This window comes from Kitasatospora sp. NPDC004289, from assembly GCF_053602875.1.
Genome location: NZ_JBSGEL010000022.1, coordinates 76,368 through 92,968 on the forward strand (window position 1 = coordinate 76,368; position 16,601 = coordinate 92,968).

A 16,601-nucleotide genomic window follows, 5' to 3' on the forward strand; every position below is an offset into this window, starting at 1 on the left:
TCACTTGGTGGTCTTGTAGGGGAGCACGGCCCGGATCCGGAAGCCTCCGCCCGGCCGCGGCCCGACGTCGAGGCTGCCGCTGACCATGCCGACCCGCTCGCGCATGCCGATCAGACCATGGCCCTGCCCGTCGGTACCACCGGCGGTCAGCTGCTCGGCGGTGGAGCCGCGGCCGTCGTCCTCGATCAGGACCTCCAGCTCGCGGTCCCGGAAGTCGACCGCGACCTTGGCCCGGGCGTCCGGGCCGCCGTGCTTGCGGACGTTGGTGAGCGCCTCCTGGACGATCCGGTACACCGTCAACTCGACGCCCCGGGGCAGCTCCTGCACCTCGCCGGTGGCGGCGTACTCGACCGGCAGGCCCGCCACCCGGACCTGGTCGAGGAGCTCGGGGAGCTCGGCCACGCCGGGCTGCGGCACGTACTCGTCGGTGGTGTCGGTGGTGCGCAGCACGCCGAGCAGGCGGCGCATCTCGACCAGGGCCTGACGGCCCGTCGAGGCGATCGTGGAGAGCGCCTCCTTGGCCTGCTGCGGGGAGTTGTCGAGCACGTAGGCGGCGCCGTCGGCCTGGACGATCATCACCGAGACGTTGTGCGCCACCACGTCGTGCAGCTCGCGGGCGATCCGGGCCCGCTCGGCCGCCACCGCGACCTTGGCCTGGGCGTCCCGCTCGCGCTCCAGCCGGGCGGCCCGGTCCTCCAGCTCGACCAGGTACGCGCGGCGCACCCGGGTCAGCCGGCCCCAGGCCCAGCAGAGCACGAACGGGGTCGACATCAGCACGGCCAGGAAGACCCGCTCCGCGTTGCTGACGTTGTCGGTGGCGGCGGGTCCGAAGCGGAGCGCGGTCAGCGGCCCGGCGGCCAGGCCGGCCGTGAAGGACAGCCGGGAGACCCAGGGGCTGCCGAACGCCGCACCGGTGTAGGCGAAGAGCAGGTAGCCCACGCTCTCCACCTGCGGGTCCACCTTGGCGGCCAGCTGGCTCAGGCCGAGCAGGGTCGCCGCGACGGTGGTCAGGTCCGGGTGCTTCCGCCGGAAGACCATCAGCCAGGCCATCACCGCCCCGAGCACCAGGCTCTCCCGGTTCCCGCCGCTGACGAATGCCAGCAGGCAGAACAGGAGGAGCAACAGTGCCCAGGCGGAGTCGACCACCATCGGGTGGCGGCGGAACCAGGCGTTGAGTCGATGCACGGGTCAAGCCTAGGCAGTCGGGGAAGCCCGCCAGGTCAGCCGTAAGGGCGATCCGTCCTACTCCGCAGGGTGGAGAGGGAGGTGTACGGACGGACAGGGTGCCGGCCCGCCCGGAGGGCGGCAGGGCGCGGGGTGGTGGTCACCCCGGGGCGCGGGGTGGTGGTCACCCCGGGGGCGCGGGGAACTGCGCGAATCGGAAGAAGCTGGCCCGTGTGCCGGGTACGGACAGCCACTTGCAAGTGAAGCTCCGTACCCGGCACACGGGTCGGTGCCTCCCGCAGCGCGCAGTTCCTCGCGCCCCTGACCGCCCTCCGGGCGGGTAGCGTCCCCGCACATGGAGTGGATGCGCTGGCGGCCCGCCACGGAGCGGGCGTTGTACGGACCGGAGGGGTTCTACCGGAGGCCGGAGGGCCCTGCCGGGCACTTCCGGACCTCGGTGCACGCCTCGCCGAAGTACGCCGCGGCGGTGGCCCGGCTGCTGACGGAGACGGACGCGGCGCTCGGCCGCCCCGCGGAGCTCGCGCTGGTGGACGTCGGGGCCGGGCGGGGCGAGCTGCTCGCCGGGGTGCTGGCGGCGGTGGGGCCGGAGCTGGCGGGGCGGCTGCGCCCGTACGCGGTGGAGCTGGCGGAGCGGCCGGCGGGCACGGACCCGAGGATCGTCTGGACGGACCGGGTGCCCGACGGGGTGTCAGGTCTGCTGTTCGCCAACGAGTGGCTGGACAACGTGCCGCTGGACCTGGCCGAGCGGGACGAGGACGGGCGGCTGCGGTACCAGGAGGTGACGGTCCGCGGGGAGCGCCGGCTCGGTGCGGAGCTCGACGCGGAGGACGCGGACTGGGCGGCCGCGTGGTGGCCCGAGGGCGAGGTGGTCGAGCTGGGCGGGCCCCGGGACGCGGCCTGGGCGGGGGCGGTCGGCGCGCTGGAGCGCGGCCTGGCGGTCGCGGTGGACTACGCGCACACCCTGGCCTCCCGCCCGTACGGGGAGACCCTGACCGGCTTCCGGGAGGGCCGCGAGGTGCGGCCGGTGCCGGACGGCTCCTGCGACGTGACCGCGCACGTGGCGCTGGACGCGGTGGCGGTGCCCGGCCTCCACACCCTGTGGACGACGCAGCGGGAGGCGCTGCGGGCGCTGGGGGTGCACGGGGCGCGCCCGCCGCTGGCACTGGCATCCACGGATCCGGTGGCCTACCTGCGGGCGTTGGGCGGGGCCGGGGAGGGGGCCGAACTGACCGACCCGTCCGGGCTCGGGGCCTTCGGCTGGCTGGCCCAGGCCGTCCGCATGCCGGTACCGGAGAGCCTGGCGGGGCTGCCGGGATGGCAGACTCTCACCCCATGAGGGAGACCACGGTCGGCGTCGGTGCGGGTGCCGAGAATCTTGTCGGCGAGCTGGGCACCAGCGACATGGTGCTCAACATCGGCCCGCAGCACCCGTCCACGCACGGCGTGCTGCGGCTGAAGCTGGTGCTGGACGGCGAGCGGATCGTGGCCGCCGAGCCGGTGGTCGGCTACATGCACCGCGGCGCGGAGAAGCTCTTCGAGGCCCGCGACTACCGACAGATCGTCATGCTGGCCAACCGCCACGACTGGCTGTCGGCCTTCTCCAACGAGCTGGGCGTGGTGATGGCGGTCGAGCGGATGCTCGGCATGGAGGTGCCCGAGCGGGCGGTCTGGCTGCGCACCCTGCTGGCCGAGCTGAACCGGGTGCTCAACCACCTGATGTTCCTCGGCTCGTACCCGCTGGAGCTCGGCGGGATCACCCCGGTCTTCCACGCCTTCACCGGCCGCGAGGAGCTCCAGCACGTGCTGGAGGAGGCCAGCGGCGGCCGGATGCACTACATGTTCAACCGGGTCGGCGGCCTCAAGGAGGACCTCCCGGCCGGCTGGCTGGGCCGCTGCCGCGCCGCGGTCGGCAGCGTGCGCGCGCAGCTGCCGGTCTTCGAGGAGCTGGTGCTCGGCAACGAGATCTTCCGGGGCCGCACCGCCGGGGTCGGCGTGCTCTCCCGCGAGCACGCGCTCGCGTACGGGGTCAGCGGCCCGATCGCCCGGGCCAGCGGGCTGGACTTCGACCTGCGCCGCGACGAGCCCTACCTGGCGTACGGGGAGCTGGCGGACGTGCTGCACGTCGCGGTCCGCGAGGAGGGCGACTGCCTGGCCCGCTTCGAGTGCCTGCTCGAACAGACCGTCAACTCGCTGGAGCTGGCCGAGGCCTGCCTGGACCGGCTGGCCGAACTGCCGCCCGGCCCGGTCAACCAGCGGCTGCCCAAGGTGCTCAAGGCACCCGAGGGCGCCACCTACGCCTGGACCGAGAACCCGCTCGGCGTCAACGGCTACTACCTGGTCTCCCGGGGCGACAAGACCCCCTGGCGGCTCAAGCTGCGCTCCGCCTCGTTCAACAACATCCAGGCCCTGACCGAGCTGCTGCCCGGCACCCTGGTCGCCGACATGGTGGCGATCCTGGGCTCGATGTTCTTCGTGGTCGGCGACATCGACAAGTGACCCCGGGGTGCCCCACCGGCCAGGTGGGGCACCGGAGTTGATCGTCCGTCAGACCTTCGGGTCGGCCGGGTGCGGGGCCACCGCGATGCCGGTCCCGATCCGCTGCTCGCACAGCCCGGCCAGCACCGCGTAGCCCTCGGGGCCCATCAGCTCGGTGAGTTCGGGCCGGTACGAGACGTAGACCGGGTCGGCGGCCTGGTGCGCGTCCGGGCTGCCGGTGCACCACCAGTGCAGGTCGTGGCCGCCGGGGCCCCAGCCGCGACGGTCGTACTCGCCGATCGAGACCTGCAGGTAGCGGGTGTCGTCCGGGCGGTCGATCCAGTCGTAGGTGCGGCGCACCGGCAGCTGCCAGCAGACGTCCGGCTTGGTCTCCAGCGGCTCGCGGCCCTCCTGGAGGGCCAGGATGTGCAGCGAGCAGCCGCCGCCGCCGGGGAAGCCGGGGCTGTTGCGGAACAGGCAGGCGCCGTCGATCCGGCGGGTCTGCCGGTCGCCGTCCTCGTCGAACATGGTGATGCCGCCGTCGAGCACGATCCGGCCCTTGGCGTCGGTGCCGTGCGCGAAGTTCTCCCAGATCTCCGGGGTCAGCCGGGCGGCGTGCTCGGCCACCCGCTGCTCGTCGTCCTCGTCCGAGTAGTGCGCGCCGAGCGTGCAGCAGCCGTCGGACTCGCCCCGGCCCTCCCGGATGCCCTGGCAGCCCTGGCCGAAGATGCAGCTCCAGCGCGAGGTGAGCCAGGTCAGGTCGCAGCGGAAGACCTGCTCCTCGTCGGCCGGGTCGGCGAACTCCACCCAGGCCCGGGCGAAGTCGAGCGGGACCTCGGGGCGCATGCCCGGCATGCCGAGGTCGGTCTTCTTGGCGGGCTTGTCGGCCTTCGGCTTCTTCTTGCCGTGCTGCTTGCTCTGCTTGCTCTCTGCTGCCACCCGGTAAGGGTATGGCCTGGGCGGAAGGATGCCAGGTGACGGGCCCGGCGCAGGTGAAGCCCGTGTGTGGAAGCGGCACGTGCCCTGGGGTGGCGGGTGGGCTGGCCCTAGGATGACTGCCTGGTATTCGCACGGGGGCGCTGGGGGAGTGGGCGGATGAGTACGGGTGGAACGGGTGACTTCCTGATCAAGCCGTGGGAAGTGCGCGGCGAGGGTCGGGAGTTCGGGAAGATCTCGCAGGACTTCGAGGCCGCGGCCGAGGCCCTGGAGCAGGGCATGGCCGGGCTCGGCACGCCGTGGGGCGCGGACGCCCCCGGCAGCGGCTTCGGCACGCAGTACACCGAGGCGCAGGGCATGCTGCTGGCCGGGCTGCACGGCCTGGCCGGCCGGCTCGGCCAGGTCGGCGCCAAGCTCAACACGATGGCCGACTCGTCCGAGCGGACCGACGGGGACGTCAGCGCCGACCTGGGCAGAGCGCACCCCGACGTGGCGCCGGTGGCCCCGCCGAAGCTCTGACGCACCGTCCGGTGCGGCCTGCGGCGGGGAACCGCGGCGGGCCCGCGCTCGTGTACGTCTCCGTTCCCCGCCGCGCGCCGCGGCCGGACGGCCTGTCCTGCTGAACGTCCCGCTCGACCGGAATGAAGGAGGGACCCGGTGTCCCGCAACGTGCCCGAGGAACTCGCCCCGGTGCTGGCCAGGTTGGGCCACCAGTGGCCGCAGGCCGACGAGGAGGGGCTGCGCCGCGCGGCCGGCCTCTGGCGCGAGTTCGGCGCCGAGGCCGAGCGGCTGGGCCGCCGGGGCGGGGACTCCGCGCAGCGGGTCACCGGGGAGAACAAGGGCCGGGCGGTGGACGCCTTCGCCGAGCACTGGCGCGGCTTCGCCGGCGGCGGCCGGGGCAGCCTGGACGACGCGCACGGCGCCGCCGAACTGCTGGCCGGGGCCTTCGAGCGGGCGGCCCGGGCGGTGGACTCCTGCAAGGCGGAGATCATCGCGGTGCTCCGCGAGCTGGCCGAGGAGATCAAGCTGGCCGAGAAGGTCGAGGCGGCGGCCAAGGCCGTGCTCGGCACGGTCGGCGGCGCGGTGGCCGACGCGGTGGTCGGGGTCGGCGAGAAGGTCGCGGTCGAGCTGGCCCGGCACAAGGTCGGCAACCTGCTGGAGGAGCTCGGCCGGGAGATGAAGGAGGGGCTCCAGCAGGCGCTGAAGGAGCCCGCCGTCACCACCCTGGAGCGGATCGCCGTGGCCGACGGCTACCAGTCGGTCCGGGCCGTCTCCGCAGCGGGTGGCGGGGTGGCGGCCGGGGCACTGCTCGGCGGCCGCGCGGTGGCCAAGGTGCGCGGGCTGTCGGCGGTGGTCGGCCGGGACGGCGAGGTGGTGAAGGACAGTCAGGGCCGGCCGGTGCTGGTGGACGAGAGCGGCAACCGGGTGGAGGGCGTCGACGGCGTCGTCCCCCAGGTCGGCTCGGACGGCAAGCCGCTGGTCGGGCCGGACGGCAAGGTGGCCGTGGTCGGCGAGGACGGCAAGCCGGTGGTCGGCCTGGCCTGCGGCAGCGACGGCAAGCCGCTGCGCGACTCCACCGGCGCCCTGGTGGTGGTCGGCGCGGGCGGCCTGATCGCCGCCGCCGGGGTGACCGTGGCGCTCGGCCGGGACGGCAAGCCGGTGACCGGCACCGACGGCGAGGTGGTGGTGCTGGACCGCGAGGGCCAGCCGGTGCGCGGCAGCGACGGGCACACCGCCAAGGTGGACCGTTCGGGCGAGTTGGTGACCGACCGCAGCGGCCACGTGGTGATGGTCGACGACGACGGCCGGACCGCCGGGCCGGAGACCGCGCACGGCAAGAAGCCGGGGACGGGCCTCGGGCTCGACCTCGGCGGCGTCGGGGCGGACGTGCAGGTCGGGCCGGGCGGCCTGGAGGTGGACGCGCACCTCGGCGGCAACGGGCACGGGAACGGGCACGGGCAGGAGGACCCGTACGGGAACGGCCGGGGCGGCGTCCAGGTGCAGGTCGGCCCGGTCTCGGCCGGGGCGGGCTCCTACGACCCGCGCCACGACGACCCGTACGACCGCAACGGCCAGGGCTCGGTCCACCAGCAGGACACCTGGCGCCAGGGCGGCGGCACCCAGCCGCGGACCGTGGTCTCGGTGGACGCGGATCCCGGCTACCAGGGCGGCGGGTACGACCGGGGCGAGGACGACCGCCCGGTGCACCGGCCCCTCGGGACCCTGCGCACCGACTCGGTGGCGGTGGCCCCGCCGCAGAGCGGTCCCTCCTCGGTCTTCGGTGACGGACCGTCGACCGGGACGGGCTGGGGGCGGCACGAGCCCTCGGCGCCGAGTGCGGCCGGTGGCGCCGGTGGCTCCGGCGCGTCCGGCGGGTCGTTCGGCTCCGGTGGTGCCTCGGGCGGGCTCGGCCCGGTCGGCGGGCAGTCCGGGCTCGGCACCCCGCCGATGGGCATGGGCCAGCCGACGCCCGCCGCGCCCGCGTCCCCGGCCGCTCCGGTGACCGCGGCCCCGCCTGCCGCCGGTGCCGCCGGTGCTCCCGTGGCGGGTGGTGCGGGTGGTGCGGCCGCCGTGGCCTCGCCCGGTGCCGCCGGTGCTCCCGGGGCGGGTGGCCAGGCTGCTGCGGTCGGCGCGGTCGGTGCCGTGGCCGGTCCGCAGCAGCCCGGCGCGGCCGCCCCGCGCGCCGCGCAGCCCGTCGGGCTGGTGCCCAACCCGGTGCCCGCCCCGGCGGCGCCCGCGCCTCCGGCCGCCGGTGCGGTGGTGGTCGGCCCGGTCACCGGGCGGACCTTCGACCTGCCGCCGGTGGGCCGCCGCGAGGACGACTCGCCGGTCGCCGTGGCCCAGGCCGCGCCGCTGGCCGCGATGTTCCTGCTGCTGCACGACTACCGCCGCACCGCGCCCGAGCAGCCCGGCGAGCGCGCCCGCCCGCGCGTCATCGCGGACGGGCGCCCGTACGGCGCGGCCGGCGGGCTCGGGCCGGTCGACCCGGCCCACCAGGCCGAGGTGGAGCGCCGGGTGCCCCGCACCGAGGAGGGCGAGCCCGCCGCGCCGGCCGACCCGAGGCTGGGCGACTGGCCGGAGGCGCTGAACGGTGGCGGCTTCCGCGAGCCGGGCCGCTCCAACAACGCGCTCGACCTCTCGCTCTCCGCCCTCGACAGCTACCTGGGCAACCCCACCTGCGGTGCCCCCCGGCTGCCCGACGGCCCGGCGGGGGAGTACGGCGGCCGGGACCGCGCCGAGCGCGAGCTCGGCACCCAGTTCAAGGACCTGGGCTACGGTGACGACGCCCTCGGGCAACTCGCCGACCTGCTCCGCCAGTTGGGCACGGGCGCGCAGGCGGTGCTGCTCACCCTGGACGGGTACGGCCGCTCGCACCTGTGGAACGCGTTCGTGGCCGGTGCCACGATCAGCTACCTCGACCCGCAGACCGGCTACCGCTCCTCCGCCCCGCTGCACCCGGCCGACCACGGCCTCTGGGCCATCGCGCTGGAGGCCGGCGGCCGCCCGGTGGACCTCTCGGCCCTCCAACCCGCCATCCCGGTGGTCGAGTTGACCCCGGCGCCCGCACCCGATCCGCTGGTCAAGCCGGTGCCGGAGCCTCCCGCGCCGCCGCGCTCGCGGCTCACCATCCACCGGGGCAGCTCCCGTTGACCGTCCGCACGCCGAACGCCCGCACCACTGCCAGGAGTTGCCGATGACCACCCTCGCGCAGGCCCTTGAGGCCGCCCACCGCTGGGTGAACGCCGAGCTCTCCCCGGAGGCCGTCCGGCCGGTCAAGGCACACGAGTTCGACCTCGGCTGGGTGGTCTGGCCGGAGCCCGCCCCCGTCCGGGTCGACCCGCTCACCGGCGAACGCCGCGCCCCCGAGGAGCTCGGCGCCGCCTGCGCGGTCATCGACCGGGCCACCGGTGAGCTCACCGTCTGGCCCTCCGTCCCCGTCCCGCAGGTGATCGAGCTCTACCGTGACCGGCTCGGCGCGGGCCACTACGACCCGGCCCTGCCGCCCGCCACCGGCCCCGGCTGCCGCGCCCAGTTCGTCTACCGCGACGCCCTCGGCGAGCAGCGCACCCTGGTGCTCCGCTCCGCCCCCGGCCGTCCCCACCCCGCGCTGCGCGCCTGGGCCCAGCTGAGCGAGCAGGGCGTCCAGCCCGAGGACGTGCTCGCCGTCCACACCGACCTGCGCCCCTCGATGCTCCCCGGCGGCTACGTCGCCGCCTCCCTGCTGGCCGAACTCCCCGGCACCCGGCACAGCCACGACCTCGCCTACGGCCCGCGCTTCGACGGGCGGGCCCGGGCCGTGCGGACCCTCGACTCCACGCCCCGGATCAACCGGGTGCCCTTCCCGGCGAACGTCCCGCCCGCCCAGCCCGAGGCGGAGGCGGCGCTGGCCGCCCGGCTGACGGCTCAGTTCGGCGAGGGCGGGGTGCGGCGCTTCGACCCGGCGGCGGTGCTCGCGGCCGACCTGCCCGAGGCGGTCGGCCGGCCGCTGGTCCGGGTCGGGCTGCCGGTCGGGGTGCGGGGCTTCTTCGAGCTCTACCACCCGGTCTCGGACGGGGTGTCCGGCGCGGCGCCGGTCCTGCCGGAGCTGGCCGAGGTGCTGGCGGAGGACGGGCGCGGGAGCCGCGCCACCGAGGCGGCCCGGCGGGACCTGCTCGGCCAGGTGCTGATCGGCACCGACGGGTGGGCCCGGTTCACCGTCGACACCGCACGGGGCCGGGTCCGGGCGGTCGACCCCGACACCGCGGAGTTCCGCTACGTCAACGCCGACCTCACCGCCTTCGCCCGCTCCCTCGCCCTCCTCGCCGACCGCTACCCCCGCCTCCGCGACCTCCACCCCCTGGCGGCCGGCCAGGCCGTCGCCGAACTCCAGTGGTCCCTCGCGGGCCTGGACCGCACCGTCTTCTCGGACCCCGAGAACTGGTGGTCCGTCATCGTCGAACAGCTCTGGCACGGCCTCCTCTAGGAAAGTGGTCACACCGGGGGCGCGAGGAACTGCGCGAACCGGAAGGCGGACCAGGGCTAGATCGGGGCACGTGAGCCAGTTGCACGTGCTGCCGTTCCCCTGCGCGCAGTTCCTTGCGCCCCCGGCATCACCTGAGGAAGTTCTCCAGGGTGGTGGCGAAGGCGACCGGGGTCTCCTGCATGGGGTAGTGGCCCGAGGCGGGGAGGAGTTCGAGGTCGCCCTCGGGGTAGTGGGTGAGCCAGGTGGAGCGGTAGTAGTCCTCGTTGAGGGCCAGGTCGTGCTCACCGACGAAGGCCCGGGCGGGCAGCCGCAGGCCGGAGACCTCGGCGCTCAGGTCGACGGTGGTCCACTGCTCCAGGTAGGAGGCGAAGGCCTCGGGCCGGGAGGCCCCGAGCGAGTTGGCGACCATCCGGTCGAGCCAGACGCCGGTGGCCCGGTTGCCGGTGACCAGGTCGATGATGGCGCGGCGGTTGCCGGGCTCGGCGGCGGCCCCGTGGAAGAGGTCGTACGCCTCGCCGAGCTCGTACGCGGAGGCGGCCACCGGCGCGACGCCGGCCAGCTTGCGGACCCGCTCGGGCGCCCGGGCCAGCACCTGCTGGGCCGCCTTGCCGCCCATCGAGTGCCCGACCAGGGAGAAGGTCTCCCACCCCAGCTGGTCGGCCAGCGCCAGGGCGTCCCCGGCGATCTCGGCCAGGCTGTACTCGCCCTCGACCGCGGCCCGCTCGCCGTAACCGCGGTAGTCGAGGAAGGCGTAGCTGAAGGCCGAGCCGTCGAGGTACTCGGGGAACGGGCCCCAGCCGGCGCTGGTGCCGAACCAGTCGTGCAGCACCAGGACGCCGTGTTCGCCGGAGCCCACCAGGCGGTGAGTGATCGTCATCTCGGTCTCCTCCACGTCGAGTTGATCCAGGCGACGCTAGCGGCAGCGGGCCGGTCCCGGGGCCGGTGAGGTGTTATCCGGCCACCTGTGCGGCCGGATCGCGTAGCGTGGGCGGTTATGCGACTCGGTGTGCTCGACGTAGGTTCCAACACCGTCCACTTCCTCGTGGTGGACGCCCACCCCGGTGCTGCCCCGCTGCCCGCGTACTCCCACAAGGCGGAGCTGAGGCTGGCGGAGCTGCTGGACGGGGACGGTGCGATCACCGACGTCGGGGTGGACAAGCTGGTGGCCATGGTGGCCTCCTCGATCCGGGTGGCCGAGGACAAGGGCGTGGTGGACCTGCTGCCGTTCGCCACCTCGGCGGTCCGGGAGGCGGCCAACGGCGAGGCGGTGCTGCGCCGGGTGGCCGAGGAGACCGGGGTGGAGCTGCGGGTGCTGTCGGGCCCGGACGAGGCCCGGCTGACCTTCCTGGCGGTGCGGCGCTGGTACGGCTGGTCCTCCGGGCGGCTGCTGGACCTGGACATCGGTGGCGGCTCGCTGGAGCTGGCGGCCGGCCTGGACGAGCAGCCGGACGTGGTCTGTTCGCTGCCGCTGGGCGCGGGCCGGCTGACCGCCCGGCTGCCCGGGGACGTCGCGGACCCGGAGGACATCCGGGAGCTGCGCCGGTACATCCGGGCCGAGATCGCGCAGGTGGTGGGCGAGTTCACCCGGCGCGGGGCGCCGGACCACGCCGTCGGCACCTCGAAGACCTTCAAGCAGCTGGCCCGGATGACCGGCGCGGCGCCGGCCGAGGCGGGGCCGCTCGCGGTCCGGAAGCTGACCCGGGCCGGGCTCTCCGCCTGGGTGCCGCGGCTGGCCGGGATGACGGTGGCTCAGCGGGCGCAGATCCCGGGCGTCTCCGAGGGGCGGGCGAGACAGCTACTGGCGGGCGCCCTGGTGGCGGACGCCGCGATGGACCTGTTCGGGCTGGAGGAGCTGGACATCTGCCCGTGGGCGCTGCGCGAGGGCATCATCCTGCGCCGCCTGGACACCCTCGACAGCCCCTCGGACCGGCACCCCGCGCTGACGGGGTGACAGACCTGCGCGGGTCGGCGGCGTGACGGGGCGCACACCAATACCGGCGCGCGCCGCTTACGCTGTCTCCCGTGGCGGAAGCAGCGGACGAGGACGGGTCGCGGCGGGGCCGCGCGGCCGGTGACAGCACCCGGCAGCCGCGCAGGGCCCGCAAGGCGCCTGCGCCGGAGACCACGGGCTCCGACGACCCGCAGCCGGTGAGGAAGGCCGCGAAGAAGGCCGCCAAGAAGGCCGCGAAGCGGGCGGAGAAGGCCGAAGCGGCCAAGGCCACGAAGCCCGTCGAGGGGAGGAGGGCCGCCAAGCCGCCCCGGCAGTCGCAGCTGGCCCTCGCCACCCAGGCGGTCAAGGCCGTCCGGGCCGCGAAGAAGCCGGCCCTGCGGGCCCCGCTGCTGCGCACCACCGACCGCCTGGTACTGCCGCCGCACGCCGACGGCCTGCACGTGCCGGACACCAAGGTGGTGCTCTCCACCGCCTCGGTCTACCCGGAGAACACCGCCACCGCCTTCGAGCTGGCCGCCCGGCTCGGCTACGACGGCGTGGAGGTGATGGTCTGGAACGACCCGGTCAGCCAGGACATCGAGGCGCTGCGCCGGCTCTCCGACGAGTACCGGATGCCGATCCTGGCGGTGCACGCTCCCTGCCTGCTGATCACCCAGCGGGTGTGGAGCACCGACCCGTGGACCAAGCTGGTCCGCGCCCGGGCCGCCGCCGAGAAGCTCGGCGCGGACACCGTGGTGGTGCACCCGCCGTTCCGCTGGCAGCGCCAGTACGCCCGGGAGTTCGTCGAGGGCGTGCACCGGATGGCCGGGGAGACGGACGTCCGCTTCGCGGTGGAGAACATGTACCCGTGGCGCTACCGGGACCGCGAGATGCTCGCCTACGCGCCGGGCTGGGACGTCACCGAGGAGGCGTACCGGCACTACACGGTGGACCTCTCGCACGTGGCCACCTCGCGGGTGGACGCCTTCGAGATGGTGGACCGGATGGGGGAGCGGCTGGCCCACGTGCACCTGGCCGACAGCCTGGGCTCCGCCAAGGACGAGCACCTCATCCCGGGCCGGGGGAACCAGCCCTGCGCCGAGCTGCTGGAACGTCTGGCCCGCACCGGCTTCGAGGGCCACGTGGTGCTGGAGGTCAACACCCGCCGCTCCGCCTCCCCCGCCGAACGCGAGGCCGATCTGGCCGAGGCGCTCGCCTTCACCCGGCTCCACCTGGCCACGGTGGCGAAGTAAGCCCGGGCTACCGTGGGTCCATGACGTCCTATCAGTTGCACGACCACGCGAACTCGTTCGGTGCGGTGGCGGCCGAGTACGACACCGCCCGCCCCTCCTACCCGGCCGGACTCTTCGACCGCCTGGAGGAGTTGGCCGGCTTCCCGCTCAAGGGTGCCGAGGTGCTGGACGTCGGTGCGGGCACCGGCATCGCCACCCGCCTGCTGGCCGCCCGGGGCGCCCGGGTCACCGCCGTCGAGCCCAGCCCGGGGATGGCGGCGCGGCTGCGCGCGGTCAGCCCGGAGCTGCCGCTGGTCAAGGGGACCGGGGACGAGCTGCCGTTCCACGACGCCACCGCGGACCTGATCACGTACGCCCAGGCCTTCCACTGGACCGACCCGGGCCGCTCGATCCCGGAGGCCCTGCGGGTGCTCCGCCCGGGCGGCTCGCTGGCGGTCTGGTGGAACGTCAGGGATCCGGAGGTCCCGTGGGTCCGGGCCCAGGGCGAGCGGCTGAAGGCCGGCACCCCGGAGAGCTACCACGGGTACGGGGCGGTGAAGGAGGTCACCGTGGAGTTCGCCCCGTACGGGCTGCCGAGCGGCCACGTGGTGCTGCGCTGGGACCGCCGGATCACGGTGGACGCGATGCTCACCGACCTGCGGTCCCGCTCCTACGTCGCGGTGCTGCCGGAACGGCGGCGGGAGGAGCTGTTGGCGGCGGAACGGGACGCGCTGCTCGCCGAGTTCCCGGACGGCGAGCTGGTCGACCCGTACGTGCTCGACCTCACGGTGCTCACGAAGGAGTGACCGGATGGCGGACGGAGTGTCCGTCCGCTGGAACCGAGGCGTAGGCTCGACAGCCACGGCGGCCCTGCACCCTCCCACCTGAGCGGGGCCCGCCCCGGAGCCTCCGAAGGAGTGGAGCACAGTGCCCGAGCTGAAGTCCCGTACGGTCACCCACGGTCGCAACATGGCAGGCGCCCGGGCGCTTCTCCGGGCCGCGGGCGTAGCCCGGGAGGACTTCGGCAAGCCGATCATCGCGGTGGCCAACTCCTTCACCGAGTTCGTCCCCGGGCACACCCACCTCCAGCCGGTCGGCCGGATCGTCTCCGAGGCGATCAAGGAGGCGGGCGGCATCCCCCGCGAGTTCAACACCATCGCGGTGGACGACGGCATCGCCATGGGCCACCACGGCATGCTCTACTCGCTGCCCTCGCGCGACCTGATCGCCGACTCGGTGGAGTACATGGTCTCCGCGCACTGCGCGGACGCGCTGATCTGCATCTCCAACTGCGACAAGATCACCCCCGGCATGCTGATGGCCGCGCTGCGCCTCAACATCCCGACGGTCTTCGTCTCCGGCGGCCCGATGGAGGCCGGCCAGGCCGTCCTGGTGGACGGCACGGTGCGCAAGCTCGACCTGGTGAACGCGATCTCCGACGCGGTGAACGAGAACGTCTCCGACGAGGACATCGCGATCATCGAGGAGAACGCCTGCCCGACCTGCGGGTCCTGTTCGGGCATGTTCACCGCCAACTCGATGAACTGCCTGGCCGAGGCGATCGGCCTGGCCCTGCCGGGCAACGGCTCGGTGCTGGCCACCCACACCGCCCGCAAGGCGCTGTACGAGGACGCCGGCCGCACGATCGTCGACATCACCAAGCGGTACTACCACCAGGACGACGCCACGGTGCTGCCCCGCTCGGTGGCCTCCCGCGCCGCGTTCGAGAACGCGATGGCGCTGGACATCGCGATGGGCGGCTCGACCAACACCATCCTGCACCTGCTGGCCGCCGCCCAGGAGGCCGAACTCGACTTCGACATGCGGGACATCGACGCCATCTCGCGCAAGGTGCCCTGCCTCTCCAAGGTCGCGCCGAACGGCAAGTACTACATGGAGGACGTGCACCGGGCCGGCGGCATCCCCGCCATCCTGGGCGAGCTCTACCGCGGCGGGATGCTGAACGAGGACGTGCACACCGTGCACTCCGCGACGATGGCCGAGTGGCTCAAGTCCTGGGACATCCGCGGCGGTTCGCCCTCCCCGACGGCGGTCGAGCTGTTCCACGCGGCCCCCGGCTGCGTCCGCTCCGCCACCGCCTTCTCGCAGTCCGAGCGCTGGGACACCCTGGACACCGACGCGGCGAACGGCTGCATCCGCTCGGTCGAGCACGCCTACTCGGTGGAGGGCGGCCTGGCCGTGCTCTACGGCAACCTCGCCGAGGACGGCTGCATCGTGAAGACCGCCGGTGTCGACGAGTCGATCTGGACCTTCTCCGGCCCGGCCGTCGTCCTGGAGTCGCAGGAGGACGCGGTGGACGCGATCCTCACCAAGCGGGTCAAGGAGGGCGACGTGGTGGTCATCCGCTACGAGGGCCCCAAGGGCGGCCCCGGCATGCAGGAGATGCTCTACCCGACCTCCTTCCTCAAGGGCCGCGGCCTGGGCAAGGCCTGCGCGCTGATCACCGACGGCCGCTTCTCCGGCGGCACCTCGGGCCTGTCCATCGGCCACGCCTCGCCCGAGGCGGCCTCCGGCGGCACCATCGCGCTGGTCGAGGACGGTGACGTCATCGCGATCGACATCCCCAACCGCTCGGTCGAGCTCAAGGTCTCCTTCGAGGAGCTGCACGAGCGGCGCCTCAAGCTGGAGGCGGAGACCGGCTACCGGCCCAAGGACCGGGTCCGCCCGGTCAGCGCGGCGCTCAAGGCGTACGCGGCGATGGCCACCTCGGCCGACAAGGGCGCGGTGCGCGACGTCAGCAAGCTGGGCTGACCCGACGTCAGGCGGCCGCTCCCGGGTGATCCGGGAGCGGCCGCTTCGTCGTTCCCGGGGTGCCCCGTGTCATCATCGGAGCCGTGAGCGAGCAGACTGAGCACCCCGACGGCACCCCCGAGCCGATCCGCTGGTTCGGCACCAGCTGGGTGGAGCGCGGCTCCGGCTACTGGGCCCGCCGGGTCGCGGTGCCGCTCGGAGCCCTGGCCGCCGCCGCGGCCGGCGCCCTGCTGCTGCGCTTCGCGGTGGAGGGCGTGCGGGACTCCGAGGCCGGCGGGGTGGTCTACGGGCTGCTGGTGGCCGCCATCGGGCTCTGCTCCCTGCTGGCCGGGCTGCGCACCTGGAAGGTGCTGAGCGAGGGCAAGGAGAGCCTCACCGGCTGGATGACCGAGGAGAAGTCGCTCGGCGCGGTCTGGCTGATCGGCTTCGTCGGCGCGCTGGTCGCCTACTTCCTGCGCAGCCTGCTGGAGGCCCCGGGCGAGAGGGTGAAGCGGGCCCGGTACGAGGAGGCCCTGGCCGCCGTCGACCGCCGCCGGGCCGCGAAGGCCGCGCGCAGCGGCAATCCCGGGCGGCCGAAGAAGCGCCGCTGAGGCTCCGTCAGACCGGTTTGGGCACGTCCTGCGCGGGCGCCGTGGGATCGGCCGGGGCGGTCGGGGTCGGCTTCGGCTGAGGTGTCACGGGGGTGGCCGGCTCCCGCACGGTGTCGGCCGCCACCTTCAGGCTGAACAGCACGATCGCGCAGACCGCGACCACGATCAGCCAGGTCTGCCACGAGGCCCCGGCACCTCCGGCGCCCCGGCGGATCCCCCGGCGGCTCCCGGCCCCGGACTTCCGGCGGGCCGCCTTCGGCCCGTCGTTGACCGAGCGGCGGCCGCCCGGGTCGTGCGGCGGGGTGTGCTTCCACCGGGCGGCCAGCATCCTGGTCCGACCGCTGGCCTCCTTGACGGTGGCAGCCCGGACGAAGGCCTCGTCCAGGACGAGACCCTCGAACGGGTCCTTCTCCGACGGTTCGTCGGCTGAGCGCGGCTCTGGCTCATCGGCTATCGGCACGCCGTCAGTATGCCCCCCGCCCCCGTCGGGGACGCGTGAATTCGATCAGCCGGGGGAC

The 16,601-nt window shown here is 74.4% G+C and carries 14 protein-coding genes; 10 read left to right on the top strand and 4 right to left on the bottom strand.

What is annotated here, in order from left to right; all coding sequences use genetic code 11:
• Positions 1–1,185 carry a sensor histidine kinase gene (locus ACWEPF_RS17325; protein ID WP_452173223.1) on the bottom strand — a complete coding sequence of 395 codons (1,185 nt, stop codon included), beginning with the start codon at positions 1,183–1,185 and terminating at the stop codon, positions 1–3.
• A 334-nt stretch (positions 1,186–1,519) separates the two neighbouring features.
• On the opposite strand from ACWEPF_RS17325, the gene ACWEPF_RS17330 reads away from it, so the two are divergent.
• Both ACWEPF_RS17330 and ACWEPF_RS17335 read left to right on the top strand, forming a co-directional pair.
• Positions 1,520–2,521, top strand: a complete 1,002-nt coding sequence (locus ACWEPF_RS17330; RefSeq protein ID WP_452173224.1) for an SAM-dependent methyltransferase — start codon at positions 1,520–1,522, stop codon at positions 2,519–2,521.
• Positions 2,518–3,681 carry an NADH-quinone oxidoreductase subunit D gene (locus ACWEPF_RS17335; RefSeq protein WP_345289221.1) on the top strand — a complete coding sequence of 388 codons (1,164 nt, stop codon included), beginning with the start codon at positions 2,518–2,520 and terminating at the stop codon, positions 3,679–3,681. The genes ACWEPF_RS17330 and ACWEPF_RS17335 overlap by 4 nt, the downstream gene beginning before the upstream one ends.
• Positions 3,682–3,729: 48 nt before the next feature.
• On the opposite strand, the gene ACWEPF_RS17340 is transcribed toward ACWEPF_RS17335, so the two are convergent.
• Complete coding sequence (locus tag ACWEPF_RS17340; RefSeq protein WP_452173256.1) at positions 3,730–4,515, bottom strand: hypothetical protein; 786 nt, start codon at positions 4,513–4,515, stop codon at positions 3,730–3,732.
• A gap of 240 nt (positions 4,516–4,755) precedes the next feature.
• Here ACWEPF_RS17340 and ACWEPF_RS17345 point away from each other — a divergent pair, with 240 nt between their 5' ends.
• From ACWEPF_RS17345 to ACWEPF_RS17355, 3 genes are all read left to right on the top strand, one after another.
• Positions 4,756–5,115 (top strand): hypothetical protein, encoded by a 360-nt coding sequence (locus ACWEPF_RS17345; RefSeq protein WP_452173225.1) that lies wholly within the window; start codon positions 4,756–4,758, stop codon positions 5,113–5,115.
• Positions 5,116–5,253: 138 nt separating this feature from the next.
• Positions 5,254–8,247 (top strand): toxin glutamine deamidase domain-containing protein, encoded by a 2,994-nt coding sequence (locus ACWEPF_RS17350; protein WP_452173226.1) that lies wholly within the window; start codon positions 5,254–5,256, stop codon positions 8,245–8,247.
• A gap of 43 nt (positions 8,248–8,290) precedes the next feature.
• Positions 8,291–9,559, top strand: coding sequence for an SUKH-4 family immunity protein (locus ACWEPF_RS17355; RefSeq protein ID WP_452173227.1), 1,269 nt, complete (start codon positions 8,291–8,293; stop codon positions 9,557–9,559).
• A gap of 127 nt (positions 9,560–9,686) precedes the next feature.
• Here ACWEPF_RS17355 and ACWEPF_RS17360 read toward each other — a convergent pair whose 3' ends face one another.
• Entirely contained in the window at positions 9,687–10,436 is a 750-nt protein-coding gene (locus tag ACWEPF_RS17360) for an alpha/beta fold hydrolase (RefSeq protein ID WP_452173228.1), read from the bottom strand.
• Positions 10,437–10,553: 117 nt separating this feature from the next.
• On the opposite strand from ACWEPF_RS17360, the gene ACWEPF_RS17365 reads away from it, so the two are divergent.
• The 5 genes from ACWEPF_RS17365 (at position 10,554) to ACWEPF_RS17385 (ending at position 16,083) form a co-directional block, all read left to right on the top strand.
• On the top strand, positions 10,554–11,510 hold the full coding sequence (locus tag ACWEPF_RS17365) for a Ppx/GppA phosphatase family protein (RefSeq protein WP_345289227.1): 957 nt from the start codon (positions 10,554–10,556) through the stop codon (positions 11,508–11,510).
• A gap of 434 nt (positions 11,511–11,944) precedes the next feature.
• Positions 11,945–12,742: a sugar phosphate isomerase/epimerase family protein gene (locus ACWEPF_RS17370; RefSeq protein WP_345289301.1), complete on the top strand. Its 798-nt coding sequence runs from the start codon at positions 11,945–11,947 to the stop codon at positions 12,740–12,742.
• 20 nt (positions 12,743–12,762) lie between these two features.
• Positions 12,763–13,527, top strand: a complete 765-nt coding sequence (locus ACWEPF_RS17375) for a class I SAM-dependent methyltransferase (protein ID WP_452173229.1) — start codon at positions 12,763–12,765, stop codon at positions 13,525–13,527.
• Positions 13,528–13,648: 121 nt separating this feature from the next.
• Complete coding sequence (gene ilvD, locus ACWEPF_RS17380) at positions 13,649–15,493, top strand: dihydroxy-acid dehydratase (RefSeq protein WP_345289229.1); 1,845 nt, start codon at positions 13,649–13,651, stop codon at positions 15,491–15,493.
• An 83-nt stretch (positions 15,494–15,576) separates the two neighbouring features.
• Positions 15,577–16,083 (top strand): hypothetical protein, encoded by a 507-nt coding sequence (locus tag ACWEPF_RS17385; RefSeq protein ID WP_345289230.1) that lies wholly within the window; start codon positions 15,577–15,579, stop codon positions 16,081–16,083.
• 7 nt (positions 16,084–16,090) lie between these two features.
• Here ACWEPF_RS17385 and ACWEPF_RS17390 read toward each other — a convergent pair whose 3' ends face one another.
• Positions 16,091–16,543 carry an SCO2583/SCO2584 N-terminal domain-containing protein gene (locus ACWEPF_RS17390; RefSeq protein ID WP_452173230.1) on the bottom strand — a complete coding sequence of 151 codons (453 nt, stop codon included), beginning with the start codon at positions 16,541–16,543 and terminating at the stop codon, positions 16,091–16,093.
• Positions 16,544–16,601 lie beyond the last annotated feature (58 nt).

Coding starts and splice junctions, on each gene's coding strand:
- ACWEPF_RS17335 (WP_345289221.1), top strand. CDS start 2,518: ATGAGGGAGACCACGGTCGGCGTCGGTGCGGGTGCCGAGAATCTTGTC.
- ACWEPF_RS17340 (WP_452173256.1), bottom strand. CDS start 4,515: ATGCCGGGCATGCGCCCCGAGGTCCCGCTCGACTTCGCCCGGGCCTGG.
- ACWEPF_RS17365 (WP_345289227.1), top strand. CDS start 10,554: ATGCGACTCGGTGTGCTCGACGTAGGTTCCAACACCGTCCACTTCCTC.
- ACWEPF_RS17360 (WP_452173228.1), bottom strand. CDS start 10,436: ATGACGATCACTCACCGCCTGGTGGGCTCCGGCGAACACGGCGTCCTG.
- ACWEPF_RS17355 (WP_452173227.1), top strand. CDS start 8,291: ATGACCACCCTCGCGCAGGCCCTTGAGGCCGCCCACCGCTGGGTGAAC.
- ACWEPF_RS17330 (WP_452173224.1), top strand. CDS start 1,520: ATGGAGTGGATGCGCTGGCGGCCCGCCACGGAGCGGGCGTTGTACGGA.
- ACWEPF_RS17375 (WP_452173229.1), top strand. CDS start 12,763: ATGACGTCCTATCAGTTGCACGACCACGCGAACTCGTTCGGTGCGGTG.
- ACWEPF_RS17345 (WP_452173225.1), top strand. CDS start 4,756: ATGAGTACGGGTGGAACGGGTGACTTCCTGATCAAGCCGTGGGAAGTG.